The organism is Streptomyces sp. ISL-98, from assembly GCF_018614055.1.
Lineage (GTDB): Bacteria > Actinomycetota > Actinomycetes > Streptomycetales > Streptomycetaceae > Streptomyces > Streptomyces spiramyceticus.
The window spans coordinates 1-23,982 of record NZ_JAGGPB010000035.1 but is presented as its reverse complement, the minus strand read 5'-3'; the positions used below and the strand labels follow the sequence as shown (position 1 = coordinate 23,982).

The following is a 23,982-nucleotide window of genomic DNA, read 5'->3' as shown; positions in this document are numbered from 1 at the left end:
ATGGACCTCAGAACGTATCTCCGGCTGTTCCGCAGACGCTGGTCCATCATCCTCTTGCTGACCGTGCTGGGTACGGCCGCGGGTGCCGCCGTGGCGTGGACACAGCCGCCGGTATATGCGGCCAAAACTCAGATGATCGTGACCGCTGCCGATACGGTCGCCGAACCGAGCGAGGCGTACCAGGGTGGCCTTCTCGCCCAGCAGCGGGCCAAGTCCTACACCAACCTGGTGACCAGTCAGCACGTGGTCAAGACGCTTATCGACGAAATGCAGCTGCCGTACTCGGTCCAGGAGCTCCAAGGGAAGATCAGCGCCACGAATCCGACCGATACCGCCGTCATCGACTTCACTGTGGAGGACAGGTCCGCGCAGCGGGCGAAGGAGATCGCTGACTCTGTCGGACCGGTGCTCTCCCGTGTGGTGGCCGGTGTGGAGAGTCCCCCGGATACCCCCCAGTCCGGAGTGACCGAGACGGGAGTGAGCTCGCTCGCCCCCGCGCAGTTGCTGCCGGGACCTGTGTCGCCCAAGAAGCAGCTCGACATGGCGCTGGGTCTGGTGGCGGGGCTCGTCCTGGGCATCGGCGCTGCGGTGGTAAGGGAGGTCACCGACCGCCGGGTGCGCGATGTGGACGATCTGGTGCGCGCCGCCGGGGTCAGCGTTCTCGGCGTTGTGCCCGATGACGGTGTGCGTGAGGGCAACCCCCTGCCGACGGGTGGGCAGAGGCCCCCAAGGGTGATCGAGGCTTATCGGCGACTGGGGATCAACTTGCAGTTGACCGTGTCCGGATCCGGGCCGCAGACATACGTGTTGACGGAACCCAGCGGCGGAGGAGCGACGGCGACAGCCGCCGGCCTGGCAATCGCCATGGCCGAAGGCGGCACGTCGGTCGCCCTGGTTGACGCAGACACGTCCGATACACGCCTGGCCCGGCTGCTGGGACTCTCGCCGGGCGTGGGCCTGAGGGCAGTGCTGGCCGAGCAGGCGCCTCTGGACCTCGCGTTGCGCAAGTGGCGTGCGGATCTGCCGCTTCTCGTGCTCACCAGCGGTGAGCACGAGCCGGGCTCAGGCCAGGCGCCGCTGCGCGAGGGCGCCCTCGTCGCCCTGCGCGCCGAGCTCGAGCGCCGAGCAGACGTCGTGATCTTCGCGTCACCCCCCGTACTGACACAGACGGACGCCGTGGTCCTGGGCCGCGCAGTGGGCCAAGTCGTGGTGGTGGCCAGGACCAAGGCGGCCAGGAGCGACGAGCTCGGCCAGGCCGTGCAGTACCTCCGCGCGGTCGGCATCAGGGTCCTCGGCGCCATCCTCACGCAGGCGAACGGCCGTCGTGGCGATGTGTGGGCCAGGCCTGCTCAGCAGGAGAGCGGACCGGGCAATGAACAAGGGCAGCAGGTCGCCGGCCCTACCATTCCCGGGCGATCCCCATGAAGCGCATTCTGCTCATCGGCCAATTGGACGGCTACGCCAACAGCGTGAGACCCCTCGCGATTCAGCGCTTCCTCGAAGAGCGCGGGCACGAGGTACGTCTGTTTGATACGTCCAGACTGAGCCGGGCCTCCAGATCCCCCCGGTCGATCCGGAGGAAACTCCCCGCCCTGCGGCCCGACAAGCTGGCCCTATATATGACCGAGGTCGCGTCGGCGCTGCTCACGCGCCGTTGGGAACTTGGCAGGCGCCGTCTCTCGTACCACCTGGCCATGGCCGATCACCGTCTGCGGAGGGCCATCCTGAAATCGTCGCTCCCGCTGGATGATTTCGACCTGGTGATCGGCGAGACGCCGAACAACGCGGGGGTACTGACTGCCGTCCGGTCTGCCCGCACGCTGTACGACTGCCCGCAGCCATGGGCGGACGAAGCGTACTTCCAGGGCCGGTTCACTGCCCGGCAGCACAAGAGGCTACGCCGCTTCGAGAGCAGACTTTTCGAGCGCGTGGACCACTTGGCATTCTCTTGGGAGACGATTGGGCAATATGCGGTCGAGCAGTACGGACTCAGTGGCCGCAACCTGATAACGCTCAATTACGGATGTACGCCGTCGGCCGACCGGGTGCGGTTCGACGATCCACCACGGATCGTCTACCTGGGATTCCTCGGTATGGAAGGGTTCATCAATCTCCCCCTCCTTGCACGTCTGTCGTCGCTGTACCCGAACATCGATGTGTACGGTGGACCGCCACCCGACCCGCGCCTGAAATTGAATTACCTGGGATACGCGCCGCCCGATGTTCTGCGGAACTACCAGATCGGGCTGATCACCTGCAGCAAGGACTTGCCGATGCGACAGGGCTTCTCGGCAAAGCAGCTGACTTACATCGCCTACGGCCTTCCTGTCCTTGTCCCCGCGTGGCGGCGCAATGCGGGGCTGGAGCCCGGATCCGTTTTTTACACCGAGGAGACCTTCCGCTCGTGCATCGACATGCTGAGCGACGAAAAGCGTTGGCAGTCGGTCAGTGACGAGGCGTACGCCCATGCGCATCAGTTGTCCTGGGACAACACCCTTCGCCCCCTGGAGACTCTTCTGGACGGACCCAGTTCGACGGAAGCGCTCAGACCGGGACGCCCCTGATGATGTCGGCCGCACCGGCGACGCTCGCGACGGCGAGCCGTGCGTAGTGGCCGGAGCGGTGAAACGCTGCCAGGACCAGCGAGACAAACACCTCGCCGGCGATCGCATAGAGCACTGCGGCCCGATTCACGCGTCCCACGCCGTCGGATGCGAGCCGCCACCGGTGACGGATCATGCGCCGCAGGACCATGCCCGGATCCTCGCGGTTGACTGATGAGAGCCGGTGTTCGACAGCGGCCCTCGGTGTCCATACGAGTTGCGCCCTGGCCGCCACCCGCGCCGAGAAGTCCACATCCTCCCCCATACCGCCCCCCGTGCGGCTCTCGTCGAATCGCATCCCGGCGATGGAGCGGCAGCGATAGGACATCGCGCAGCCCGAGAACCAGTCCACCCGCCGTGGCCGTTCACCGGTGAAACTCAGTACGTTGACCCCGGAGGGGAGCAGGACGCCCTCTCGCCGGCTGTCGAGCAGGAAGGCGCGGCGATACCATCGCGGCGCGTGCTCAGGAAGATTCGAGATACGACCGCCCACGCCGGCGGCTTCCGGATGCGTCTCGAATGCCGCCAGAATCTCGTGCAGATATCCCGGGTCGAGAATCGTGTCGTCGTCGACGAAGTGCACCACGTCGGTCGATTCATCCAGACAGTCGAGCGCCACATTGCGCTGCATGGTCAACCCCGGGGGAGCCTCGACGAATTCGACGGCAAACCCGCTCCGCCCTCTGAATGCCTCGGTCACCCGCCGCGTCGCATCGGTGTCACTGCTGTCTACGACGAGTACCCGATCGGGAAGCGCGGACTGCCCGGCGACGGAGATCAGGCACTGGCGTGTGTCGTCCGCCCTGTTCCTGGTACAGATGACCAGCTCATGGCGCATGCAACACCTTCCCTCCGCCCGGCTCGCGGCCGAGCTGCTCCTGCGCTTCGGACGCCCGGGTCAAAGCGGTGGCGAGACCGACCGAAAGGTAGAACAGCACCCGGAGGACCGTGCCTTCGAAACTCGACTCCACTGCGAAGATCAAGAGTTGCGCCATGAGCGTGAACCCAACGGCGCGAGCGACGCCGCTGGTGCGCCAACGGCTGAAGAAGAAAACCGCTGTACCGATCAATGACAGCGACACGATCAATCCCAACAGTGGACCGAAGTTCAGCACCTGCTGGAGATAAGTGTTGTGAACACGTGCCAGGTCCAGCTCATAGTCGGGTGGGACGCCGGCTCCGTAGCCGAGGAACGGCCGCTCGGCGAGCTTTTCGATCGCCGCCGTCACAAAGTCGGATCGGATGAGGATGTTCTCCTGGCTGAACCGGCCACCGAAGAACTCACGGGTACGAGGATTGAACTGATACAGCAAAACTATTCCGGCTGCAATAACCGCTACGCCGCCGAGGGTCTTGCCGGCCGCCCGGCTGTCGATGCCCCGATGGCGCGTGACATTCCCCAGAGCTGCACATGCTGCCGTGATCAACAGTGCCAGAGCGACACCTCGCGACAGAGTGAGGACCACGGCGATGAGCGCGATATATCCCGCTCGCGTGATGCGGCGATCGCGGTGTACATGCCCCCAGTAAAGGAGGATCGGGATGAAGAAGGCGAGAGCGGTGGCAAGATTGTTGGACTTGCCCAGCACGGGGTGTGAGAGCCGGGAGTAATAGGAAAGGTACTCGGCGGAGGACGGGGAGAGTTCGATTCCTCGCGGAGAAAACCCGGGGGCGTGAAGCAGCAGCAGTACAGCTGGAATTATCAGCAGGTACGTGAAGCGCTTGATGTAAGTCATGATGCGACTCGGTGATGCCCCGCCAAGTTCTCGCAGCGCAAAGAGATAGGCGACGATCCCTTCCACGTAGATGATAGTGGAACGCGCCGTGTACCCCCTGCCCTGTGACCAAAGAACCGAAAGTCCGCAGATGACCACGGGAATGCACAGGAGCGCGAAGAGCTGCGGATACCCGATGTCCAGCGGGCGGAATGCGAGATCGATGAGCAGGGTCGCCGCGGCGGCCGCCAGCAGAATGTCCAGTACAGAAACCGAGGGAATGAGCGGCAGCTGTACCGCGGTACGCACCGGCATCGCAGCCGCAATCAGGACGAGCATGAGAGCGACCCGGTGCCGCTGTGCAGCAGGCCCTGCCATGTTTGGGTTGGATGGGGGCTCCTGCTGCGTCATGGATCCTCTATTCGGACCAGAAGCACACTGATTTGGGTCACGGCGTCCCGCCGGGGATTCTGGCGTCGAGGATCCGCTCCGGATGAGGCTAGTCCCGTCTGGCGCACGGTGCGAATCCCCCTCACCCTATGGTGAGAAGGTCCTTACCAGAAGGGAACGACATGGTGCCTACAGGGCGCAGGAGATGGCCACTGCGACCTGAATTCGGCAAGCCGTCACCTGATGCCGATAGGGATGGCGATCACTCTTCCGGCCCTGCCGACGACGCTCTTACACGAAGCGAGTTGAGACGGCGGGCGTCGGCGGGCGTCCTCATTGTGGGAACCCGCGGGCTGGTGATCATGCTGCTCGGGTTCGTCGGAAACATCATCGTCGCCCGCCTGCTCGCCCCGCGCGAATTCGGCGTCGTCGCCATTGGCATGACGTTTGTTTTCTTCGCCGGACTCATCTCTGACGGCGGCCTCGGCGCCGGGCTCATCAGGCGCGACGAACCCCCCACCCGCGATGAACTCGGAGCATTGAGCGCGCTGCAACTCGGCATCACCAGTGCCGGCACATTGGTGGCGGCGACGGTGGCAGCCGTGAGTCCGTTCGGCCAGGTCGGCTGGGTAACCGCGATCATGGTGGCGTCCATGCCGTTGGTCGCGCTGCAATTCCCGGGCCGCATCCTGCTGGAGCGGTCACTGCGCTATCAGCGTCTCGCCATGGTCGAACTCACGCAAGTGATCTGCTATCAAGCCTGGGCGATCGGCACCGTGATCGCCGGGTTCGGCGTATGGGGACTGGCCACGGCGACTGTCGTCCGGGCTGCGACCGGGGCGCTCGCCATGGCCCTCGCCTGCCGCGAAGGCCGCGTACGCCCCCGGTTCTCGGCTCGCCTGATCAAGCCCCTCATACGTTTCGGCCTGCAGTTCCAGGCAGTCAACGCCGTCTGGATCCTGGGCGACCAGCTGCTCAATGTGACCGTCGCCGCGATCAGCGGCATCGCAGCACTCGGCTTGTGGACTCTCGCCAGGCGGATGACGGAGGTCCCTTCGTTACTCTTCGTGTCGCTGTCGCGCGTCTCGTTCCCCACGATGTCCCGGCTGGTCGCAAGCAAGGAGGACGTGGGGCCACTTGTGGAGCGGGCCGCAGGCATGACAGCCGTGGGCACAGGCTTCGTCCTCACGGCGATGGTTGGTTCCGCACCGGGGCTTGTCCCCGGCCTCTTCGGGAATCAGTGGCGTGAGGCGAGCACGATCCTTCCAGGTGCCTGTCTGGCGCTGCTCATCGGCGGCTCGATTTCGGTGGCCACCCAGAGCTATCTCTACGCTATTGACGACGCCAAAGCCGTCCTGCGTGCCGAAGTCCTGCAGCTCGCTGCCTGGTTCGCCGTGACGTTGCCGCTGCTCCCGGTGATCGGCGTAGCCTCCATTGGGCTCGGCTGGACCGCCTCGGCGCTGACGGAAGCGGCAGTCCTGGTACGGGCCACCTCCCGGCGACTGCGTGTACGGCTGCTCCCTGAGGTACTCGGCCCGGTGGTGGTAGGCCTTGGTTCGGCCTCGGCCGGATGGGTGATCGCCACACGGGCGGGCTCCGACCTGCTGTCCGGGGCCCTGGGCGGCGTAACTTCCGTACTCCTGTTCGCTGCGGGCCTGGCCGTTTCAAACCGGCAGCGGTTGCGGATGACGTACCGTTTCGCCGCGGAGTCGGTACGCGCAGCGTTTTCCCGCCGACAGCACGACGACGCCGGGTAAGGGGAGACAGCCGGTCATGACATGATCTCAGGTTCCTTCCCGTCATCGGGGTCGCTGCGCCCCTCGGTAGTAGCGGACGATCTCCTTCGGCGACATCTCTCTGTCCCGTTTGCGGCCCAGGAAGTAGAGCGCGGAGGCGTTGTCCGACGCGTAACCCGCCGGGACGAGCGCGTCGAGGTAGCGCAGCCAGAACAGTGCGCCGCGCGTCAGCCGGCCCGCGGTCGTGGATTGCGTCAGGCCGCGCACCAGATGGTCGGCGCTCCAGAGCAGTTGGGTGCCCGGCCCCGCGACCGTACCGGCGTCGATTTCGCTGAACCGCCGGAAGAGGTAGCGGTGCCCGCTGGCGGTGAAGCGGAGGAAGTCGTACGCACCGGCGTGCACCTGCTGCAGGAACGGTGTCTCCGCGTACACGAGTCCGCCGTCCACCAGCACCCGGTGAATCTCGCTGACCACCTGTGCCGGGTCGAGCACGTGCTCCAGCACGGCCTGCACCAGCACGGCGTCGACACTCCGGTCCGCCAGCGGGATCTGGTGTGCGTCCGCCACGAACTGTGTCATCGCACTGGGCGCGATGTCGAAGCCGATGACCTGAACCCGGGGATCGGCGTAGACCGCTGCCACCCCGTTGCCCACCGTGCCCCCTCCGACGACCAGCAGCGTGGGCGCGGGGCCCGGCAGCAGCCGCAGTAGCCGCTCGGTGTTGCGTACGGCGACTCTGTTCAGCGGCTTCCACACTCCCCGCACCAGTTGCGGGAGTCGGCCCCCGGCGGCTCGCGGGGGTCCCACGAGGTCCTGTCGGCGCAGGATGCTGCGCTCGAAATCGACGAGTACGGGCAGTCGCCCCACCACCGGGAAGGCGTCGGCCGGATGGTAGGGGCAGGCGGCCGAGACGCAGTGGAAGGCACTGTCCCCTGCCACCAGAGCCGACCGGCACTGCGGACACACCAGGAGGAGCTTGACCTGGTCCAGTGCGGCGAGGGCCATGCGAGCTCCTCGTAAGGTGGCCGACGGTGTCGATACTGGTCCAGTATGTTCATATGGCTTCAGATATGCTCAGCTCTGGGTTATAAGGCGCATTCGCCCCGATATGGACCGCCGACCACCAGGAACGGGGTTCCATGGACGACAGCCTGGACCGCGATCACCTGGACCGCTGTGCTGTGACGCCCTACGGCCGGAACGCAGGCAGTTCGCGGGTCCGCGTGTTCGAGTGGCTGGACCGCACGGAACTGCGGTTCACCGTGAGCAGCTATCTCTCCCTCAGGAACGCCAGGCCCGCACAGCTCGCGCGCCGCCCCGTCGCCCTCGCCCGCGCCGAGCGCCAGCTCCGCGAGATGGCGGCCGCCCGGCCACGGCGGCTCCTGCTGCACCGCGAGGCATCCCCGCTCAGCCGGGGTGGGACGGAACGGCGGCTGCTCGCCCGTTCGGAGTTCGCCGTGTACGACTTCGACGACGCGCTTCAGTGGGACTACGGCAGCGGCGGTCTGCTGCGCAGGCTGGCCCCGAAGGCCGGAAAAGCGCGCGTCGCCGTGCGGTACGCCGACCGGGTGATCGCCGGCAACGCCGTCCTCGCGGACTGGGCCTCCCAGCACCACAGAGACGTCGTGGTGATCCCCAGCTGCGTGGCGCCCGAGGCGTACGTACGCAAGACGTCGTACCACCTGCACGATCCGCCGCGACTGGGCTGGATCGGCTCGCCGGACAACGAGGCGCATCTGCTGCTCGTCGAGGACGCGCTCGTCGAGGTCCACCGCAGGACCGGTGCCCGGCTGACGATCATCGGCACCACGCGCCCCACGCTCGGCCGTCTGGAGAGCTTCACCGACCGCGTCGAGTGGACCACCGCCCGCCAGCGGACGGCTCCGGCGGAGGTCGACATCGGCATCATGCCGGTGCCCGACACCGCCTACAGCCGGGGGAAATGCGGCTACAAGCTGCTCCAGTACGGTGCTGCGGGCCTGCCGGCGGTCGCCAGTCCCGTCGGGGTCAACGCGGAGATTCTGTCCCTGTTCGCCATGCCCGCCCCTCCACACGCCGAGGACTGGACCGACGCGATCCTCAGCCTGCTGGACTCGCCGGTGTCCACCCGGGAGCGGCTCGGGCGGCAGGCCCATGAGATCACCTGCCGGCGGTACTCCTACGACGCGTGGCTTCCACGCTGGGAATCGGCCGTCGAGACGGCGGCGGTGCGGAGATGACGGGCGCGCGGACAGCACCGGTTGCCGACATCGTGATCGTTAACTGGAATACCGGGCGCTACCTGCAGGAATGTCTGCACTCCATCGCGCGTGCCGACCGGTCCGCGCTCGTCGTCCACTCCGTGGTCGTGGTGGACAACGCCTCCAGCGACCGGTCCGCATGCGACCTCGACCTGTCCGGACCCCGGCTCAAGGTGATCACCAACGCCCGCAACCGCGGATTCGCCGCCGCCTGCAACCAGGGCGCCGCCCTCTGCGGCTCCGAATACCTGCTTTTCCTGAACCCGGACACCAGGCTCCTTCCCGACACCCTGCGGATCGTCGGAGAGTTCTTGTGTACGCCGTCGGCCGAGCGGGTCGGCATCTGCGGAGTCCAGATCGTCGACGAGCAGGGGCGGCCCAGGATCTCGGCCTCGCGGTTCCCGAGCCTTCGCGCGTACGTCGGCATGATGACCGGCCTCGACCGTCTCCTGCCCGCGCTCTTCCCTCCCCGGCATCTGACGCCCGAGGAAACCCTTCAGTCCGGGCCGGTGGACCAGGTCATCGGCGCCTTCTATCTGATGCGCCGGTCGCTGTTCGAGGCGCTTGAGGGCTTCGACGAGCGCTACTTCCTCTACTTCGAGGAGGTGGACCTCGCCCTGCGAGCGAGTCGGCAGGGACGGCCGTCGTACTTCCTGCGCGCCGCACGCGTCTATCACGCCGAGAACGTGAGCACGGATCAGATACGGGGCACGCGGCTGAGCCACTCGCTGCGCAGCCGGACCCTGTTCGCCTTCCAGCACTGGCCCCGCCTGCGGGCGTGCCTGCTCCTCGCACTCTCCCTGACCGTCGAACCGGCTGCGCGGCTCCTGCGGGCGGCGTTGCGCGGCAGCGGACGCGAACTGCGTGACACAGCAGTCGGGTACGTGGGCTTCCTGCGCTGGCTTCTCTCGCGCGAAGTCCGCTCAGCGGCCCTGGCGCAGAGCACACCGACGGGTCCCGTCCGCCCGCCCGGTACGCCCACGCGGCCGGGAGCGACCCGCCGGATCCTGGACGTCACGTTCAGCGTCGCGGCACTGGTCGTGCTCTCCCCCGTGCTGGCCGTCGTCGCGTTGCTCGTACGGATCACGGGCCCTGGAGGGGTGCTGTTCCGCCAGCAGCGCGTCGGCGAGGACGGGGCCGAGTTCACGCTCTACAAGTTCCGTACGCTGCGCAGGGGCGCGTGGGGGCCGGAGGTGACGGGCAGCAGCGACGCGCGGTTCACCCGGGTGGGACGGCAGCTGCGCCGTTTCTCCCTCGACGAACTGCCGCAGCTCTTCAACGTGGCGCGCGGCGACATGACCCTGGTGGGCCCGCGCCCGGAGACCGCCGGTCTGGCCCGGCGCTACCCGCCCGACTGCCGGTGGGTCCTCGACTACCGGCCGGGGCTGACCGGTCCGGTGCAGCTCAGGTCGCGCGAGTACGCCGCGCAGCTCGAAAAGCAGCCGAACCCCGAGGCGTACTACCTCGACGTCATGGTTCCCCAAAGGGTGGCGCTGGACGCGGAGTTCCTGGCGGATCCCTCCCTGGCCCACACCGTGCGCTTCATCGCGCGCACCGCGCGGTACGTGCTGTCGGCCGTGGGCGAGCGGACGGACCGCACGGGGGAAGGAGGCTGACCATGCGAGCAGTAGTGACGGGTGCGGCCGGATTCATCGGGTCACACCTCTGCGAACATCTGCTGGCCTGCGGGGACGACGTCATCGGCATCGACGCCATGACCGACTACTACCCCGTTTCTCGCAAGCGGGCCAACCTCGAACGGCTGCAGGGCAGAGACAGGTTCACTTTCCGGCACGGCGACCTTCTCACGCTTCCGCTGGGACGGGAGTTCGCCCGCGCCGACGTGGTCTACCACCTCGCCGGCCAGCCCGGCGTACGGGCGTCCTGGGGCGCGGAATTCGCGGTGTACCTGGACCGGAACGTACGCGCCACGCAGCGCGTCCTGGAGACGGCGCACGAGGCCCGGCACGGCGTACGACTGCCCAGGGTCGTCTTCGCGTCGAGCTCCTCCGTGTACGGCGACGCCGAGACGTACCCCACGGCCGAGACGGCGCGGCCACGGCCCGTCTCTCCGTACGGCGTGAGCAAACTCGCCGCCGAGCACCTGTGCGAGATCTACCGCACCACGTTCGCCGTCCCTGCGGTGTCGCTGCGGCTCTTCACGGTCTACGGTCCGCGCCAGCGCCCGGACATGGCGTTTTCGCGCCTGGTGACGGCCGCCCTCACCGACGGGACGTTCCCCTTGCACGGAGACGGCGAACAGACCCGCGATTTCACCTATGTCATGGATGTGGTGAGCGTGATGCGGCGGGCGGCGCTCTCCTCGTGGAGCGGTGTCGCCAACGTCGGCGGGGGCAACCGGGTGACGATGAATCAGGTCCTGGCCATCGTCGGTGAGCTGATCGCTCCCGTCCGCGTGCTCCATGAGGCCGCGCAGCCCGGAGACGCCCGCCACACCGGGGCGGACATCACGGTGGCGCGCGACGCGTTCGGCTACCGGCCCGCGACCGGCATCCGCCAAGGGCTCGCGGCGATGGTCGAAGCCGAGCGTGCCGCGTTCAGAGTGGCGGGCGCATGAGCGGCTGGCCGACGGCTCCCCCGCCGGTGGTCCCGACGGACGGCCTTCCGCCGCAGCCCGCGACGCCGCGGGTCAAGGTCCTGCATGTCATCACCCGGTTCTGGGCGGGGGCCGGCGGCAACACGCTGCTGTCGGCTGCCGGGATGGACCCTGCCGTGTACGAGGTATGGGTGGCGGGTGTGCCGGGAGGTGATCTGTGGGAGCGGGCCAGGGCGGCGGGCGTACGCACCGTGGAGATCCCGGGCTTCAAGGAGGTGCTCACCCCGGCGGACGCCCTCGTACTGTGGCGGCTGGTACGGCTGATCCGCCGCGAGCGGTTCACCGTCGTGCACACCCACTCGGCCAAGGGCGGCTTCCTCGGCCGCCTCGCGGCACGGCTGTGCCGGACGCCTGTGGTCGTGCACACCTTCCACGGCCTCAGCTTCCACGCCCACATGCCCCGGTGGCGGCGTGTGGCGTACCGACGCCTGGAGCGCCTGACCCGGCGCTGGACGCATGCCTTCTTCGCCGTCGCCCCGCTCCTGGCCAGGGAGGCCGTCGAGCAGCGACTGGCACCGCCGGGCAGCGTCCTCGTCGTGCCTTCGGCGGTGGATCTGGACGACATTCCGCACCGTTTCGACCAGGACGCACGCCAGGCGCTGGGCGTCCCGCCGGAGGTCGCGCTGGTCGGCACGGTGGGCCGGATCGACCACCAGAAGGCCCCGCTGGACTTCGTCCGGATGGCCGCAGCGGTCCACGCCACGCACCCGGAGACCGCCTTCGTGATCATCGGTGACGGCCCGCTCGCGGACGACGTCCGGCGGCTGGCAGCCGCGATGGGCGTCGACGTCCGGCTGGCCGGTTACCGGCCGGATGCGGCCCGGCTGGCAGCCGGCCTGGACGTCTTCGTGATCACATCCCTCTACGAGGGGCTCGGCCGTGCGCTCACCGAGGCTCTCGCCACGGCCCGCCCGGTGGTCGCTACGGCCGTGAACGGCGTACCCGACCTCGTGGAAGCGGGTGCCACCGGACTGCTCGCCGCCCCGGCGGACCCGGCAGGCGTGGCCCTTGCGGTCGGCTGGCTGCTCGACCACCCCGACGAGGCCGCCGACATGGGGCGCCAGGGATGCGCGCGGGTGCGCATGGCCTTCGCGCCGGACGCCATGTGCGCGGCGATCGACGGGTGCTACCGCCGGTTGCTCGGGCTTGAGCGTCCGCTTGACGCTGATGCGCATACGGCGCAAAGTTGAACGTATACAGCGTAAGTGTACGTCTGATATTTAGGGCGTTGGGACTGCGACCATGAAAGCGCTCGTACTCGCCTCGGCGGAGCGGGAACCCGCCTCCGCCCGATCACTCACACCTCGGCGAAGCAACTGGTCCCCGTCGCCAACAAACCGGTCCTGTTCTACGGCCTGGAAGCCATCGGGCAAGCCGCGATCACCGACGTCGGCATCGGGAGCCGGAGATCACCGACGCCATCCAGTGGCTGATCGACCAGGGCCGGGACGTGCGCTCCACAACAATCTCGGGCTACTGGAAGGACACCGGGAATGTCACCGGACATGCTTGAGGTGAACCGCACGGTGCTCGAAACGCTGGACCCCGGCAGCGAAGGAAGCGTCGACGACGCCAGTGAGCTCATCGGCCGGGTCCGCATCGAGGCAGGTGCGAAGGTGACGGCCAGCCGCATCGTCGGCCCCGCCGTCATCGGCTACGGGACCGTGATCAAGGATTCGTACGTCGGCCCGTTCACCTCGGTCTCGGAGGACTGTCGCGTCGAAGACAGCGAGATCGAGTACTCCATCGTCCTGCGCGGCGCCAGTGTCGTCGGCGTACGACGCATACAGGCCTCCCTGATCGGCCACTTCGTCGAGGTGACCCAGGCACCCCGCAGCACACCGCCTCGTACTGGGCGATCACAGCAGGGTGCAGATCGCCTAGTGACCGCGGCGGTCTATTGGGTGTCGCGCAGGCTCTGCCGGTAGGCGCGGCTCCTCTCGCACGAGGGCAGCAGCCCTTGCCGCTCGGCCTCCGCGAGGGTGGGCGCCGCCGCGTCCTTCTCTGAGAGCAGCGGCGTCACGCCCTTCGGCCACGCCACGGCCAGGGCGGGATCGAGGGGATGAACGCTGTGCTCGCGCCGTGGTGTGTACCCCTCCGAGCACAGATAGACGACGGTCGAATGATCGTCCAGCGCTATGAAGGCGTGCCCCAGACCCTCGGCCAGATAGACGCAGCGGCCGCTCTCCTCGGACAGCCGCGCGGCCTCCCACCGGCCGAAGGTGGGAGAGCCCGTGCGGATGTCGACGACGACGTCGAGTACGGCGCCCCTGACACAGGTGACGTATTTGGCCTGCCCCGGAGGAACCGCGGCGAATTCCGGCGTCGGCGGTGAAGGCGGTACAGCGTCCGCCGGTGTAGACCTCGATGTCGGAGTCGGCGTGCGCGCCGATGCCCTTCTCGTAGGTCTTGCCCGCGAGGGTGAGGGTGTGCCCGTCGGCCGTGCCCGACTCGCCGTTGCTGCGGTCCCGTTCGGCCGGACCGTACCCGTTGGTGGCCTTCAGCCAGACTATGCGTTCTCTGGCGGTTGGTGCGGCTGATCCGGCACGAACGGTTCACGATCGTGCACACCCACTCCGGCAAGGGCGGTTTCCTCGGGCGGCTGGCCGCATGGCTGTGCCGCACACCGGCGGTGGTGCACACCTTCCACGGCATCAGCTTCCACGACTACATGTCCCGGCGGCGCCGTTGGGCGTATCGCAACCTGGAGCGCTCGACCAGGCACTTCACTCACGCGTTCCTGGCTGTCGCACCACGCCTGGCCCGCGAGGTCGTCGAGGAGCGTCTGGCGCGGCCAGGCAGCGTCCAGGTCGTGCCATCGGCGGTCGACCTGGACAGTGTTCCCACCGAGTTCGACCCAATGGCCCGTCAGGCGCTGGACGTCCCGCCGGGGGCTGCCCTCGTCGGCACGGTGGGTCGGATCGCCTTCCAGAAGGCCCCACTGGACTTCGTTCGCATGGCCGCGGCGCTCCGGACTTCGTACCCGCACACAGTTTTCGTGATGGTGGGAGACGGCCCGCTCGCCGACGAAGTCCGGAAGCTGGCAGCCGAACTCGGTGTCGAGGTCCGGCTCACCGGCCACCGGCTGGACGCCGACCGGCTCGTGGCCGCCCTGGACGTCTTCGTCATCACTTCGCTGTACGAGGGTCTCGGCCGATCGCTCACCGAAGCACTCGCCGCGGCACGCCCGGTCGCCGCCACAGCTGTCAGCGGCGTACCCGATCTCGTGCGGCACGGCGCCACCGGGCTGCTCGCTGCCCCAGCGGATCCGGCCAGCATGGCCCGGGCGGTCGGCTGGTTGCTCGATCACCCGGACGAGGCCGCCGAGATGGGGCGTCGTGGGCGCGCACGCGTACGTGACGCCTTCAGCCCGGATGCCATGTGCAAGGCCATCGACGCGTGTTACTGCCGGCTGCTGGGCCTGCCCGAGCCCCAGCCGGTCGAGTCCCGCTGAGCGTACGACGCGAGTACGTCCCGAAGGGGCGACCGCCTTGCGCTGACCGTGACGTCAGAGGCTCGGCTTCAGCGGCTCCCACCAGGCGCGGCTGTCGCGGTACCAGGCAACAGTCGCCGCGAGCCCCTCGGCGAAGGGCACCCGTGGTGCATAGCCGAGCGCTCGCAGCTTGGTGTCGTCCACGCTGTATCGCCGGTCGTGGCCCGGACGGTCCTGCACCGGCCGCACCATGTCCCAACTCGCTCCGCAGGCATCCAGCAAAAACTGCGTGAGCTGCCGGTTGTTCAGCTCGACTCCGCCGCCAATGTTGTAGACCTCACCTGGTACGCCGCGCTCCGAGACGATCTCGATGCCGCGGCAGTGGTCGTCGACGTGCAGCCAGTCCCTCACATTGAGGCCATCTCCGTACAGCGGGACAGGCAGGCCGTCGAGCAGATTGGTGACGAACAGCGGGATGACCTTTTCCGGGAACTGGTACGGCCCGTAGTTGTTCGAGCAGCGAGTGACGCAGACGGGCAAGCCGTAAGTACGCTGGTAGGCCCGGGCCACGAGGTCGCCGCCGGCTTTCGTCGCGGCGTACGGCGAGTTGGGTTCCAGCGGGCAGTGCTCCGTCCAGGCCCCGGAGTCGATGGATCCGTACACCTCGTCGGTGGAGACCTGCACCACTCGGGGCACTCCGGCGTCCAACGCGGCCTGGAGCAGCGTCTGGGTGCCCGCCACATTGGTCAGCACGAATTCAGCCGGGCCGGTGATGGAGCGGTCGACGTGCGTATCCGCCGCGAAATTGATCAGGAGGTCATGGCCGGGGACCACCTCGGCAAGCAGCTCGGAGTCGCGGACGTCACCGCGGACGAACACAAACTCACCCGCCACCGGCTCCAGATTGGCGAGATTGCCGGCGTAGGTCAGTTTGTCCAGTACGGTCACCTTGGCACCCGCGTGCGCGGGATAGGCGCCGCTCACCAAGTTCCGCACGTACGCCGAGCCGATGAATCCGGCGCCGCCGACGACGAGAACGCGCATCCGTCTCTCCAGCTCGGATCGGTCTTTCCAGGGTGGCTCGCCTCCTTCCACGTTACGCCGCCCCCGCTCGCGAACCCTTTCGACCGGAGGCAGGCTTGAAGAGTGGAGGTACGCGAGCTGGATATTCCTGATGCCTTTGTGATGACCCCTCGCCTGTTCCGGGACGACCGCGGGGTCTTCGCCGAAGAATTCGTCCAGGAGTCGTTGGTCGGGTCGGTGGGGCATCCTCTGGCACTCGCGCAGGTCAACTGTTCAACCTCTCGCCGGGGGGTGATCCGGGGAATCCACTGCGCGGCCGTACCGCCGGGGCAGGCGAAGTACGTGAGCTGTCAGCACGGCGCCGTGCTCGACGTCGTCGTGGATCTGCGGGTCGGCTCTCCGATGTTCGGTGCGTTCGCCACCGTCCCGCTGCACAGCGTCGAACGCCGCTCGGTGTACATCGCCGAGGGGCTGGGCCATGCGTTCGCGGCCTTGAGCGAGGAGGCCACGGTCAGTTACCTGTGCTCGACTCCGTACGCACCCGAACGGGAGTTCGGTGTGAATCCGCTCGATCCGGCCATCGGTGTGCCGTGGGGCGTCGAGGGCGAACCGATCCTGTCCCCCAAGGATCTGGCCGCCCCGACACTGGGCGAGGCGGAGCACGCCGGACTGCTGCCCGGGTACGCCGACTGCCGCGCGTTGTACGCGAGCCTGCGCGACAGCGCCGGGCACCCGGCCGGAGCGGGCCCGTGAGCGGCCGGCTGGCGGCGCTCGTCACCGGGGCGCATGGGCAGCTCGGGCACGACCTGGTGACCGTACTGGGATCGCGGCCCGATGTGCTGCCGGTGTGGGGTCCGCGCCATGCGGATCTGGACATCGGCGACGCAGTCGCAGTGGAACGGTACGTGGGCGACTGGGCCTCCTCCGCGCGGCGGGAGGGCGCCGCGCGCCTGGTGATCTTCAACGCCGCCGCGTACACCGCAGTCGACGCGGCGGAGAAGGACGAGCCGGCTGCCCTGCGGGTCAACGCGGCCGCTCCGGGATTTCTGGCGGCGGTGGCGCAATCCCACGGAGCGAGGCTCGTCCATGTTTCCAGCGACTACGTCTTCCCCGGAGACGCCACCACGCCCTATCCGGAGGAAGCTCCGGTCGGCCCTCTCAGCGCGTACGGGCGTACGAAGGCCGCTGGGGAGCGTGCCGTCCTGACGGCCGCGCCGGAGCAGGCATACGTCGTGCGCAGCGCGTGGTTGTACAGCGCGCACGCGCCGAGTTTCGTCCGCACGATGGCGCGGCTGGAACGCAGCCGCGACACCGTCGAGGTGGTGACGGACCAGCGCGGCTCACCGACCTGGTCGTATGAGTTGGCCCAGGGTCTCCTGGCCCTGGTCGTCCGCGGCGCGCCGCCGGGGATCTACCACTGCGTGTGCGCGGGCGAGGCGAGCTGGTACGAGTTGGCTCGGGCCGTCTTCGAGGAGCTGGGCGCCGACCCGGACCGGGTGCGGCCGGTGAGCAGCGATCGATTCGCCCGGCCGGCGCCACGTCCGGCGTACAGCGTGCTGGGTACCTTCCGTTGGGATCGGGAGGGACTGCCGGCGTTGCCGCACTGGCGGACAGCTCTGCACACGGCTCTCGCCCGGGCTGCTGTCAGCACCTGACACGCGGCCCCTCGGCACAGCACCCGGTCAGCGGCCGGGGAACGGCAGCCGGCAGCCTTCGCCCAAGGCAAGCTCGACGGTGCGGTCGCCCACGGTGCAGCGGCTCCTGGGGTGCGAGCCGCGGCAGGTCGGGCCGTGTGCGCTGCCACGGTCTCACCCCCCGGTACGGCAAGCAGGCCCAGCCCGTCTGTCCAGCCTGCAAGGCGGAGGAGAAACCCGCGAAGCGACAGCCGGGCCAGGGCAGGCGCCGACAGGGCACACTCCTGACCGGCGCGGAGGGTCAGGGCTGCGGCCTGACGGTTTCTTTCCCCCACCCGGCCTACGATGCCGCGCCCCCGCTGCCACCCACCGTCTCCCGCACCAGCGGTGCCACCTCGCCCGCGAAAATCTCCGTCTGGCGGTCGTGGTCGTCCTCCGGCCAGTACACGAACGCATTCATCGCGTCCTCCCGCACCAACGTGACCAGCGCATTCGCCCACTGCCGCACCGACCCGTGAAACGGATCGACCGCCTCCGCCCCGATGAGCCCCGCGACGTTGTAGACCTTCCGCATCCGCGTCAGCTCCGCCAGGTCGCGGCCCGCCTCCTCCGCGCCCGCCTTGATCAGGCCATTGCCCCTGGGCAGTTCGGCCGGGCCGAAATAGCTGCTCGACGCGATCCAGCCGTCGGCCTTCGCGCCGAGCAGCCGCAGCGCACGCGGATCCAGCACGTCGAGCCAGATGCCCAGCCCTTCGGTCACGCCCTCCCGCTCGTCCCGCTCACCCCGCCACATCGCGTGCACGACATCGATGCCGTTGCTCAGCGTGTCGAGGACCTCGCCCGTACGAGCCCCCAGACCCAGTTGCACGCGCCCGTCGGACAGCAGGTACGCGGTGGCCGCGGACCTCGCGACCACGGCACGCCGGCGCAGCGGCAGATTGAAGACCGTGGGCAGGACCAGCAGCCGGTCCGTGGACGCGAGGATCCAGTTCGTCAGGGCCCACGGGTCGTAGAACGACGGACGGTCCTGGAGGGTGATCAGATCGAGCCCCGCCTCCTCGACCCGCCTGGCCCGCACGACCGCCCGCAGCGGATCGGACCAGGCGGGATCGACGTTCGCACCCAGCAGGAGGGGCAGAGGAGTCGGCACCGTCACAGCACGAGCATCACCCGGCCCGACCACCTCCGCACATCGGCGGGCGCACGATTACGCTGCCACGTCGAAGCTCCCGCCCCAGGAGGAACACATGACGGCTCACCCCGAGGCCGAACGCCCCGAGCGCGCCCGCCCCACGCCGAACGCCCTGACCGGCGTCGGCGTCATCGTCGTAGACCCGGCCGGGCGCATCCTCCTGGGGCTCGGCCACGACGGCCGCTGGGAGCTGCCGGGCGGCAAGGTCGACCCGGGCGAGAGCTTCGAGGACGCCGCCGTGCGCGAGCTGGCGGAGGAGACCGCGCTGCGCGCCGACGCCGACGCCGTCCGGATCGTCGCCGTACTGATGGACGCCGCCGGCGGCATCACCCGCGTCACCGCCGCCGCGGTACTGGAGACGGCGGCGGGCGCCCCGCACGTCACCGAACCGCTGAAGATCGCACGCTGGGAGTGGTTCGCCGCAGCCGATGTGCCCTCGCAGCTCTTCGCACCGTCGGCGGCCGTACTGCGCGCCTGGCGTCCGGAGTTGGACCTGCCCGAGGTCCGGGCGTACTGCTACCCCACACTCGGCTGAATCCGTCACCGCGCCCGCCGCGCGCCCCGACTGGCGCAAGAACCCCACACAGCCACCCCCGCAGCAGCGCCCCGCTACCCTACGATCATGGCTGACGGGGCTCCGTTCCTCAGCCGCCCCCGCACCCATGGAGGTCAACCGTGTCCAGGACGGCCAACGGTCACCGCGCCCGCCGCATCCGTACCCTCGCGACCGCAGGCGTCGCCGCGGCCGGGCTGTTCCTCGTCGCCGGCTGTGGTTCGGACGACGACGGGCCCGGCGAGGCAGCGGGCGGCGTACCCGTGGTCAAGAAGGGGAAGCTGACCACCTGCACCCACCTGCCCTACCCGCCGTTCCAGTTCGAGCAGAGCGGCAAGGTCGTCGGCTTCGACGTGGCTCTCATCGACATCGTGGCGAAGAACCTGAAGGTCGAGCAGGAGATCCGCGACACCCCGTTCGAGAACTTCAAGACAGGGGCGTTCCTCAACTCGGGCGAGTGCGACCTCGCGGCCGCCGGCATGACCATCACCGACGAGCGCAAGAAGAACGTCGACTTCTCGGTCCCCTACTTCGACGCGACCCAGGCTCTCCTCGCCACCAAGAAGAGCGGCGTCAAGTCCCTGGCCGACGTGAAGTCCATGAAGAAGAAGCTCGGCGCCCAGGCGGAGACCACCGGCGAGAGCTACGCCACGGGCCAGGGCTTCGACCCTGTCGCGTTCGAAAGCTCCGACGCCGTGCTCAACGGTCTGCGCACCGGCCAGGTCGACGCCGTCGTGATCGACTATCCCGTCGTCCAGGGCTGGCTCAAGGACAAGGCCAACGCCGACCAGTTCGCACTCGGCCAGAACATCGAGACCGGCGAGCAGTACGGCTTCTCGGTGAAGAAGGGCAACGAGAAGCTGCGCGCCGCCATCGACAAGGCCATCAAGGATGCCAAGGCCGACGGCACGTACAAGAAGCTGTACGAGCAGTGGATCGGCCCGCTGCCCAAGGGCCAGTCGTGACCTCTCGCCTCACCAGGCGACAGCGGCGCCGAGTCTCGCAGGGCATCCAGTACGCGGTGTTCGTCGCGGTCCTGGTCCTGATCGGTCTCCTGGCCGACTGGGACCGGCTGCAGAACCAGTTCGCACAGAAGGACCTCGCGGAAGAGCTCTTCCCCGAAATCATCACCACCGCCCTGCGCAACACGGTGGTCTACACGCTCTCCGGTTTCGCGTTCGGCCTCGTACTCGGCCTGGTCATCGCGCTGATGCGGCTGTCGTCGGTGGCGCCCTACCGGTGGGTCGCCAGTGTCTACATCGAGTTCTTCCGTGGCCTGCCCGCCCTGCTGATCTTCATCTTCGTGGGCGTCGCGGTACCGCTGGCGTTCCCCGGAACGGAAATCCCCGGCGATACGTACGGCAAGGTCGCCCTCGGCCTCGGACTGGTGGCCGCCGCCTACATGGCGGAGACGATCAGGGCCGGCATCCAGGCCGTACCGAAGGGGCAGATGGAGGCGGCCCGTTCGCTGGGCTTCTCGCACGCCAGGGCCATGGTGTCGGTGATCATCCCGCAGGCGTTCCGGATCGTCATCCCGCCGCTGACCAATGAACTGGTCCTGCTGTTCAAGGACTCCTCACTGGTGCTGTTCCTCGGCGTCACGCTCCAGGAGCGCGAACTGACCAAATTCGGCAGGGACCTGGCCAGCCAGACCGCCAACTCCACCCCGATCCTGGTCGCAGGCCTGTGCTATCTGCTGGTGACCGTGCCCCTGAGCTTCGTGGTACGCCGCCTTGAAGCCCGAGCAGACAAGGCCAGGTAAGTGAAGAAGACGGACAGCACGGCCACCGACCACCCGGAGATCGAAATCCGGGGCCTGCACAAGTCGTTCGGGGACAACGAGGTCCTGCGGGGCATCGACCTGACCATCGCCAGGGGCGAGGTGGTCTGCGTCATCGGCCCCTCCGGCTCGGGCAAGTCGACTCTGCTGCGCTGCGTCAACCTCCTGGAGGAGCCCACCTCCGGCCAGGTCTTCGTCGGCGGCACGGAGGTCACCGACCTCGACGTCGACATCGACGCGGTACGCCGCCGCATCGGCATGGTCTTCCAGCAGTTCAACCTCTTCCCGCACGTGACAGTGACCAAGAACCTCACCCTGCCCCAGCGGCGCGTCCTTGGCCGGGACAAAGCACGGGCGGCAGAGGTCGCCCGCGAGAACCTGGACCGTGTCGGGCTGGCCGAGAAGGCGGACGCCTACCCCGCGCAGCTGTCCGGCGGGCAACAGCAACGGGTGGCCATCGCCCGGGCGTTGGTGATGAGTCCCCAGGTCATGCTCTTCGACGAGCCGACCTCCGCACTCGACCCGGAGCTCGTCGGCGACGTCCTCGCCGTCATGCGGGTGCTCGCCTCGGAAGGCATGACGATGATGGTCGTCACCCACGAGATGAGCTTCGCCCGCGAGGTCGCCGACCGGGTGGTGTTCATGGACGGTGGCGTGATCGTCGAGGAGGGCCCGGCCGCCCAGGTCGTGGTCGACCCGCAGCACGAGCGGACCAGGAACTTCCTCAACCGCATCCTTGACCCGGCCGCCGCTCAGCAGCCGGGCCCGGAGGACGCGACCGGCAAGGACGACCGTCCGTAGAAGCCCCGTACGGGCCCGGCCGCGCCTCACCGTGCCGCGTACACGATCCAGATCTGACCGGAGGCGAACGTCATCCGCTTGCCGTCCGGGGTCGTGAACACGGTCCGGGACTCCGCCTTGTCCCTGCCCCATTCGGCGTTGTACGCCCTGCCGCCCCGCAGGACGGTCGCGGAGCCGGACCCCACGGTCTCGGTGAACGGAGACGGGCTGCCCGACCGGTCCCGGAAGGCCGAGGGCCGCACGGTCACGTCCTGCACGACGACGTTGGCGGCGCTCAGCCGCTTCCCGTCGGCCGTACGGGCGGGGGAGCCGTCCATGGCGACCAGCCACCGCTGCTGGTCCGCGGACCAGGTGAAGGTGAAGCGTGCCGCGGGATAGCGGACCGTGCGCTCCTTCACGACTTTCCCGCCGGCCGGCGGGGCGGCGAAGCGGAGGCCGATGCTCTCGGCGGCGTTCACACCGGAGGAGTCGTACGGGGTGTCGCCGGGGCGCAGGTAGAGGTTGTGGGGCGCCGGACGGTCGCCGCCGCGGAAGTACGCGCGCGGCGCCTTCGACGGCGGCAGTGCGTCCAGCGGCGCCGCCTCGATGAGCGGAATGAGTCTGGACTGGGCACCGGAGTAGGCGAGCGTCGGCCGGTTGAACTGCCGGAGCAGCTCCAGGTCCGACTCGCGGGCGCTGCGCACCGGGCCGATGACGGACGGCACGTCGGACGAGTAGGCGGCGAGTATGCGGCTGAGGCCGGACTCGACCTGCTCGACGTAGACGATGTCCGCCCGGTCCAGTCCCGTGGGCGGCCGGGCGGCCCGGACGTTGTCGATCTTCACGGCGAGGATGCGGGCGTCGTCCGGTACGGGCGCCGGCTTCTCGGTGGACGGAACCCGGTTGTCGGGCGGAGGCGATGTCCCGCCGCCCTGGCCGCTGCCGTCACCGCAAGCCGCCAGGACCAGCAGCGCCAGTGTGGCGACCGAAACCGCGGCTGTTCTCTTCACTCCCGTTGCGTGCATGGCTGCCGCCCCTTTCGGGTCAGACCGCGGAGCCGCACTGCCGCACGAGCGCGGCGGCAACAACTCCTACACCCATCATCACGCCGACGCGCGCAAACCCCGAGTTGAACCTACTCGCGCAGCCCTGCCGCGTGATCGGGGACGTATGTCTGCAGGCCACGGGGCGGCCTTTCGTAACCGCTCGACGGGGGTCGCGGAGGCAGTTCCAGGTCCGGAGGGGGCACCGGCTCGTACGGCACGCTCGACAGCAGGTGGGCGATCATGTTCAGCCGGGCACGGCGCTTGTCGTCGCTCTCGACGACGTACCAGGGGGCCTCAGGGATGTCCGTATGGACGAACATCTCGTCCTTCGCCCGGGAGTACGCCTCCCAACGGGTGATCGACTCCAGGTCCATCGCGGAGAGCTTCCAGCGCCGGGTGGGATCTTCCAGGCGTCGGCGGAACCGCTCCTCCTGCACCTCGTCGCTCACCGAGAACCAGTATTTGCGCAGCAGGATGCCGTCCTCCACGAGCATCCGCTCGAAGACCGGGCACTGGTGCAGGAAGCGCTGGTGCTCCTCCTCGGTGCAGAAACCCATGACGTGCTCGACACCGGCCCGGTTGTACCAGCTCCGGTCGAACAGGACTATTTCGCCCGCTGCGGGAAGGTACTGGGTGTAGCGCTGGAAATACCACTGGGTGCGCTCGCGCTCGGTGGGCCGCGGCAGCGCGACGATGCGTGCGACCCGCGGATTGAGGCGTTCCGTGACCCGTTTGATCGTGCTTCCCTTGCCCGCCGCGTCCCGCCCCTCGAACACCACGACAACCCGTGCACCTTCGGCCCGTACCCACTCCTGGAGCTTCGCGAGCTCGGTCTGCAGCCGGTACAGCTCCTGCTCGTACAGCGGTCGCGGCAGCTTCTCGCGCTTGCCCGCGCCCTTGCCCGTGCCCTTTTTGTCTCCCATGTATCGACGTTACGGAGGAATCCATGGCCAAAGTCAAGCCTCGGGGGCGAGTGGCGCTGAGCCGCGAGGAGCTGGACGGCCTCGACGCCCACTGGAGGGCCGCCAACTACCTCGCCGCCGGGCAGATCTATCTCTGATCTTGGCCAGTGCTCCGTCCTTCAGGGCGGAGGTGAAGGCCATCCATGGGCGGTGGCGCGGAGCGCCGGAGGGCTCGGCGCCTTTGTGGTGACGGTCAGACGGGGCGCTGCTGGTTCTCGATGTACTGCTTGACATCGGTCAGGGGTGGTCCGCCGCATGAGGTGCCCCCCGGAGTGTGG

Annotated in this window: 21 protein-coding genes and 4 pseudogenes; 16 read left to right on the top strand and 9 right to left on the bottom strand. The window is 68.4% G+C overall.

Annotated elements, in window-relative coordinates:
- Together J7I98_RS24120 and J7I98_RS24115 are read left to right on the top strand one after the other, a co-directional pair.
- A complete protein-coding gene (locus J7I98_RS24120) occupies nt 1-1,425 on the top strand; it encodes a polysaccharide biosynthesis tyrosine autokinase (RefSeq protein ID WP_214925292.1) in 1,425 nt (474 codons plus the stop codon).
- Nucleotides 1,422-2,564: a hypothetical protein gene (locus J7I98_RS24115; protein WP_214925290.1), complete on the top strand. Its 1,143-nt coding sequence runs from the start codon at nt 1,422-1,424 to the stop codon at nt 2,562-2,564. Before J7I98_RS24120 ends, J7I98_RS24115 begins: the two co-directional genes overlap by 4 nt.
- Here the strand turns inward: J7I98_RS24115 and J7I98_RS24110 are convergent.
- Entirely contained in the window at nt 2,545-3,441 is an 897-nt protein-coding gene (locus J7I98_RS24110) for a glycosyltransferase (protein ID WP_214925280.1), read from the bottom strand. The genes J7I98_RS24115 and J7I98_RS24110 overlap by 20 nt on opposite strands.
- A complete protein-coding gene (locus J7I98_RS24105) occupies nt 3,431-4,729 on the bottom strand; it encodes an O-antigen ligase (protein ID WP_214925276.1) in 1,299 nt (432 codons plus the stop codon). The genes J7I98_RS24110 and J7I98_RS24105 overlap by 11 nt, the downstream gene beginning before the upstream one ends.
- Nucleotides 4,730-4,857: 128 nt before the next feature.
- On the opposite strand from J7I98_RS24105, the gene J7I98_RS24100 reads away from it, so the two are divergent.
- The gene (locus J7I98_RS24100) at nt 4,858-6,465 is read left to right on the top strand and encodes an oligosaccharide flippase family protein (RefSeq protein WP_308377914.1); all 1,608 of its coding nucleotides are present in this window, start codon (nt 4,858-4,860) and stop codon (nt 6,463-6,465) included.
- Between the two features lie 42 nt (nt 6,466-6,507).
- On the opposite strand, the gene J7I98_RS24095 is transcribed toward J7I98_RS24100, so the two are convergent.
- A complete protein-coding gene (locus J7I98_RS24095) occupies nt 6,508-7,449 on the bottom strand; it encodes a class I SAM-dependent methyltransferase (protein WP_214925271.1) in 942 nt (313 codons plus the stop codon).
- A gap of 134 nt (nt 7,450-7,583) precedes the next feature.
- Between J7I98_RS24095 and J7I98_RS24090 the strand changes: the two genes are divergently transcribed.
- The 5 genes and pseudogenes from J7I98_RS24090 (at nt 7,584) to J7I98_RS24070 (ending at nt 13,185) form a co-directional block, all read left to right on the top strand.
- Nucleotides 7,584-8,663: a glycosyltransferase family 4 protein gene (locus J7I98_RS24090; protein ID WP_214925269.1), complete on the top strand. Its 1,080-nt coding sequence runs from the start codon at nt 7,584-7,586 to the stop codon at nt 8,661-8,663.
- Nucleotides 8,612-10,300 carry a sugar transferase gene (locus tag J7I98_RS24085; protein WP_214925267.1) on the top strand — a complete coding sequence of 563 codons (1,689 nt, stop codon included), beginning with the start codon at nt 8,612-8,614 and terminating at the stop codon, nt 10,298-10,300. Before J7I98_RS24090 ends, J7I98_RS24085 begins: the two co-directional genes overlap by 52 nt.
- A gap of 2 nt (nt 10,301-10,302) precedes the next feature.
- Entirely contained in the window at nt 10,303-11,262 is a 960-nt protein-coding gene (locus J7I98_RS24080; protein WP_214925265.1) for an NAD-dependent epimerase/dehydratase family protein, read from the top strand.
- On the top strand, nt 11,259-12,491 hold the full coding sequence (locus tag J7I98_RS24075; protein WP_214925263.1) for a glycosyltransferase family 4 protein: 1,233 nt from the start codon (nt 11,259-11,261) through the stop codon (nt 12,489-12,491). Before J7I98_RS24080 ends, J7I98_RS24075 begins: the two co-directional genes overlap by 4 nt.
- 52 nt (nt 12,492-12,543) lie before the next feature.
- Nucleotides 12,544-13,185: pseudogene (locus J7I98_RS24070) on the top strand (sugar phosphate nucleotidyltransferase).
- 13 nt (nt 13,186-13,198) lie between these two features.
- Here the strand turns inward: J7I98_RS24070 and J7I98_RS24065 are convergent.
- Nucleotides 13,199-13,618 (bottom strand): annotated as a pseudogene (locus J7I98_RS24065) (dTDP-4-dehydrorhamnose 3,5-epimerase family protein); the annotation flags it as partial.
- Nucleotides 13,587-13,808 (bottom strand): annotated as a pseudogene (locus tag J7I98_RS24060) (NPCBM/NEW2 domain-containing protein); the annotation flags it as partial. The pseudogenes J7I98_RS24065 and J7I98_RS24060, both read right to left, overlap by 32 nt.
- On the opposite strand from J7I98_RS24060, the pseudogene J7I98_RS41265 reads away from it, so the two are divergent.
- Together J7I98_RS41265 and J7I98_RS24055 are read left to right on the top strand one after the other, a co-directional pair.
- A pseudogene (locus J7I98_RS41265) lies at nt 13,796-14,077 on the top strand (glycosyltransferase); the annotation flags it as partial. The pseudogenes J7I98_RS24060 and J7I98_RS41265 overlap by 13 nt on opposite strands.
- An 84-nt stretch (nt 14,078-14,161) precedes the next feature.
- The gene (locus J7I98_RS24055; protein WP_251021109.1) at nt 14,162-14,755 is read left to right on the top strand and encodes a glycosyltransferase family 4 protein; all 594 of its coding nucleotides are present in this window, start codon (nt 14,162-14,164) and stop codon (nt 14,753-14,755) included.
- Nucleotides 14,756-14,809: 54 nt separating this feature from the next.
- On the opposite strand, the gene rfbB is transcribed toward J7I98_RS24055, so the two are convergent.
- The gene (gene rfbB, locus J7I98_RS24050; RefSeq protein ID WP_214925257.1) at nt 14,810-15,778 is read right to left on the bottom strand and encodes a dTDP-glucose 4,6-dehydratase; all 969 of its coding nucleotides are present in this window, start codon (nt 15,776-15,778) and stop codon (nt 14,810-14,812) included.
- Nucleotides 15,779-15,919: 141 nt separating this feature from the next.
- On the opposite strand from rfbB, the gene J7I98_RS24045 reads away from it, so the two are divergent.
- Together J7I98_RS24045 and rfbD are read left to right on the top strand one after the other, a co-directional pair.
- Nucleotides 15,920-16,510: a dTDP-4-dehydrorhamnose 3,5-epimerase family protein gene (locus tag J7I98_RS24045; RefSeq protein WP_214925252.1), complete on the top strand. Its 591-nt coding sequence runs from the start codon at nt 15,920-15,922 to the stop codon at nt 16,508-16,510.
- Nucleotides 16,507-17,412, top strand: a complete 906-nt coding sequence (gene rfbD, locus J7I98_RS24040) for a dTDP-4-dehydrorhamnose reductase (protein WP_308377913.1) — start codon at nt 16,507-16,509, stop codon at nt 17,410-17,412. Before J7I98_RS24045 ends, rfbD begins: the two co-directional genes overlap by 4 nt.
- 319 nt (nt 17,413-17,731) lie before the next feature.
- Here the strand turns inward: rfbD and J7I98_RS24035 are convergent, their stop codons facing one another.
- Nucleotides 17,732-18,547 (bottom strand): LLM class flavin-dependent oxidoreductase, encoded by an 816-nt coding sequence (locus J7I98_RS24035; protein WP_308377912.1) that lies wholly within the window; start codon nt 18,545-18,547, stop codon nt 17,732-17,734.
- Nucleotides 18,548-18,638: 91 nt separating this feature from the next.
- On the opposite strand from J7I98_RS24035, the gene J7I98_RS24030 reads away from it, so the two are divergent.
- The 4 genes from J7I98_RS24030 (at nt 18,639) to J7I98_RS24015 (ending at nt 21,717) form a co-directional block, all read left to right on the top strand.
- Nucleotides 18,639-19,118, top strand: a complete 480-nt coding sequence (locus tag J7I98_RS24030) for an NUDIX hydrolase (protein WP_214925250.1) — start codon at nt 18,639-18,641, stop codon at nt 19,116-19,118.
- Between the two features lie 140 nt (nt 19,119-19,258).
- Nucleotides 19,259-20,101, top strand: a complete 843-nt coding sequence (locus J7I98_RS24025; RefSeq protein ID WP_214925248.1) for an ABC transporter substrate-binding protein — start codon at nt 19,259-19,261, stop codon at nt 20,099-20,101.
- Nucleotides 20,098-20,898: an amino acid ABC transporter permease gene (locus J7I98_RS24020; protein WP_308377911.1), complete on the top strand. Its 801-nt coding sequence runs from the start codon at nt 20,098-20,100 to the stop codon at nt 20,896-20,898. The genes J7I98_RS24025 and J7I98_RS24020 overlap by 4 nt, the downstream gene beginning before the upstream one ends.
- The gene (locus J7I98_RS24015) at nt 20,899-21,717 is read left to right on the top strand and encodes an amino acid ABC transporter ATP-binding protein (RefSeq protein WP_308377910.1); all 819 of its coding nucleotides are present in this window, start codon (nt 20,899-20,901) and stop codon (nt 21,715-21,717) included.
- Nucleotides 21,718-21,743: 26 nt separating this feature from the next.
- Here J7I98_RS24015 and J7I98_RS24010 read toward each other — a convergent pair whose 3' ends face one another.
- Both J7I98_RS24010 and ppk2 read right to left on the bottom strand, forming a co-directional pair.
- On the bottom strand, nt 21,744-22,721 hold the full coding sequence (locus J7I98_RS24010) for a DUF3048 domain-containing protein (RefSeq protein WP_214925240.1): 978 nt from the start codon (nt 22,719-22,721) through the stop codon (nt 21,744-21,746).
- Between the two features lie 110 nt (nt 22,722-22,831).
- The gene (gene ppk2 / locus J7I98_RS24005) at nt 22,832-23,665 is read right to left on the bottom strand and encodes a polyphosphate kinase 2 (protein WP_214925238.1); all 834 of its coding nucleotides are present in this window, start codon (nt 23,663-23,665) and stop codon (nt 22,832-22,834) included.
- Nucleotides 23,666-23,982: the final 317 nt, after the last annotated feature.

What these genes read in the sequence shown, in the direction of transcription:
- J7I98_RS24120 (WP_214925292.1), top strand. Translation starts at nt 1, where the DNA reads ATGGACCTCAGAACGTATCTCCGGCTGTTCCGCAGACGCTGGTCCATC.
- J7I98_RS24115 (WP_214925290.1), top strand. Translation starts at nt 1,422, where the DNA reads ATGAAGCGCATTCTGCTCATCGGCCAATTGGACGGCTACGCCAACAGC.
- J7I98_RS24110 (WP_214925280.1), bottom strand. Translation starts at nt 3,441, where the DNA reads ATGCGCCATGAGCTGGTCATCTGTACCAGGAACAGGGCGGACGACACA.
- J7I98_RS24105 (WP_214925276.1), bottom strand. Translation starts at nt 4,729, where the DNA reads ATGACGCAGCAGGAGCCCCCATCCAACCCAAACATGGCAGGGCCTGCT.
- J7I98_RS24100 (WP_308377914.1), top strand. Translation starts at nt 4,858, where the DNA reads ATGGTGAGAAGGTCCTTACCAGAAGGGAACGACATGGTGCCTACAGGG.
- J7I98_RS24095 (WP_214925271.1), bottom strand. Translation starts at nt 7,449, where the DNA reads ATGGCCCTCGCCGCACTGGACCAGGTCAAGCTCCTCCTGGTGTGTCCG.
- J7I98_RS24090 (WP_214925269.1), top strand. Translation starts at nt 7,584, where the DNA reads ATGGACGACAGCCTGGACCGCGATCACCTGGACCGCTGTGCTGTGACG.
- J7I98_RS24080 (WP_214925265.1), top strand. Translation starts at nt 10,303, where the DNA reads ATGCGAGCAGTAGTGACGGGTGCGGCCGGATTCATCGGGTCACACCTC.
- J7I98_RS24075 (WP_214925263.1), top strand. Translation starts at nt 11,259, where the DNA reads ATGAGCGGCTGGCCGACGGCTCCCCCGCCGGTGGTCCCGACGGACGGC.
- J7I98_RS24055 (WP_251021109.1), top strand. Translation starts at nt 14,162, where the DNA reads ATGGCCCGTCAGGCGCTGGACGTCCCGCCGGGGGCTGCCCTCGTCGGC.
- rfbB (WP_214925257.1), bottom strand. Translation starts at nt 15,778, where the DNA reads ATGCGCGTTCTCGTCGTCGGCGGCGCCGGATTCATCGGCTCGGCGTAC.
- J7I98_RS24045 (WP_214925252.1), top strand. Translation starts at nt 15,920, where the DNA reads ATGACCCCTCGCCTGTTCCGGGACGACCGCGGGGTCTTCGCCGAAGAA.
- J7I98_RS24030 (WP_214925250.1), top strand. Translation starts at nt 18,639, where the DNA reads ATGACGGCTCACCCCGAGGCCGAACGCCCCGAGCGCGCCCGCCCCACG.
- J7I98_RS24010 (WP_214925240.1), bottom strand. Translation starts at nt 22,721, where the DNA reads ATGCACGCAACGGGAGTGAAGAGAACAGCCGCGGTTTCGGTCGCCACA.
- ppk2 (WP_214925238.1), bottom strand. Translation starts at nt 23,665, where the DNA reads ATGGGAGACAAAAAGGGCACGGGCAAGGGCGCGGGCAAGCGCGAGAAG.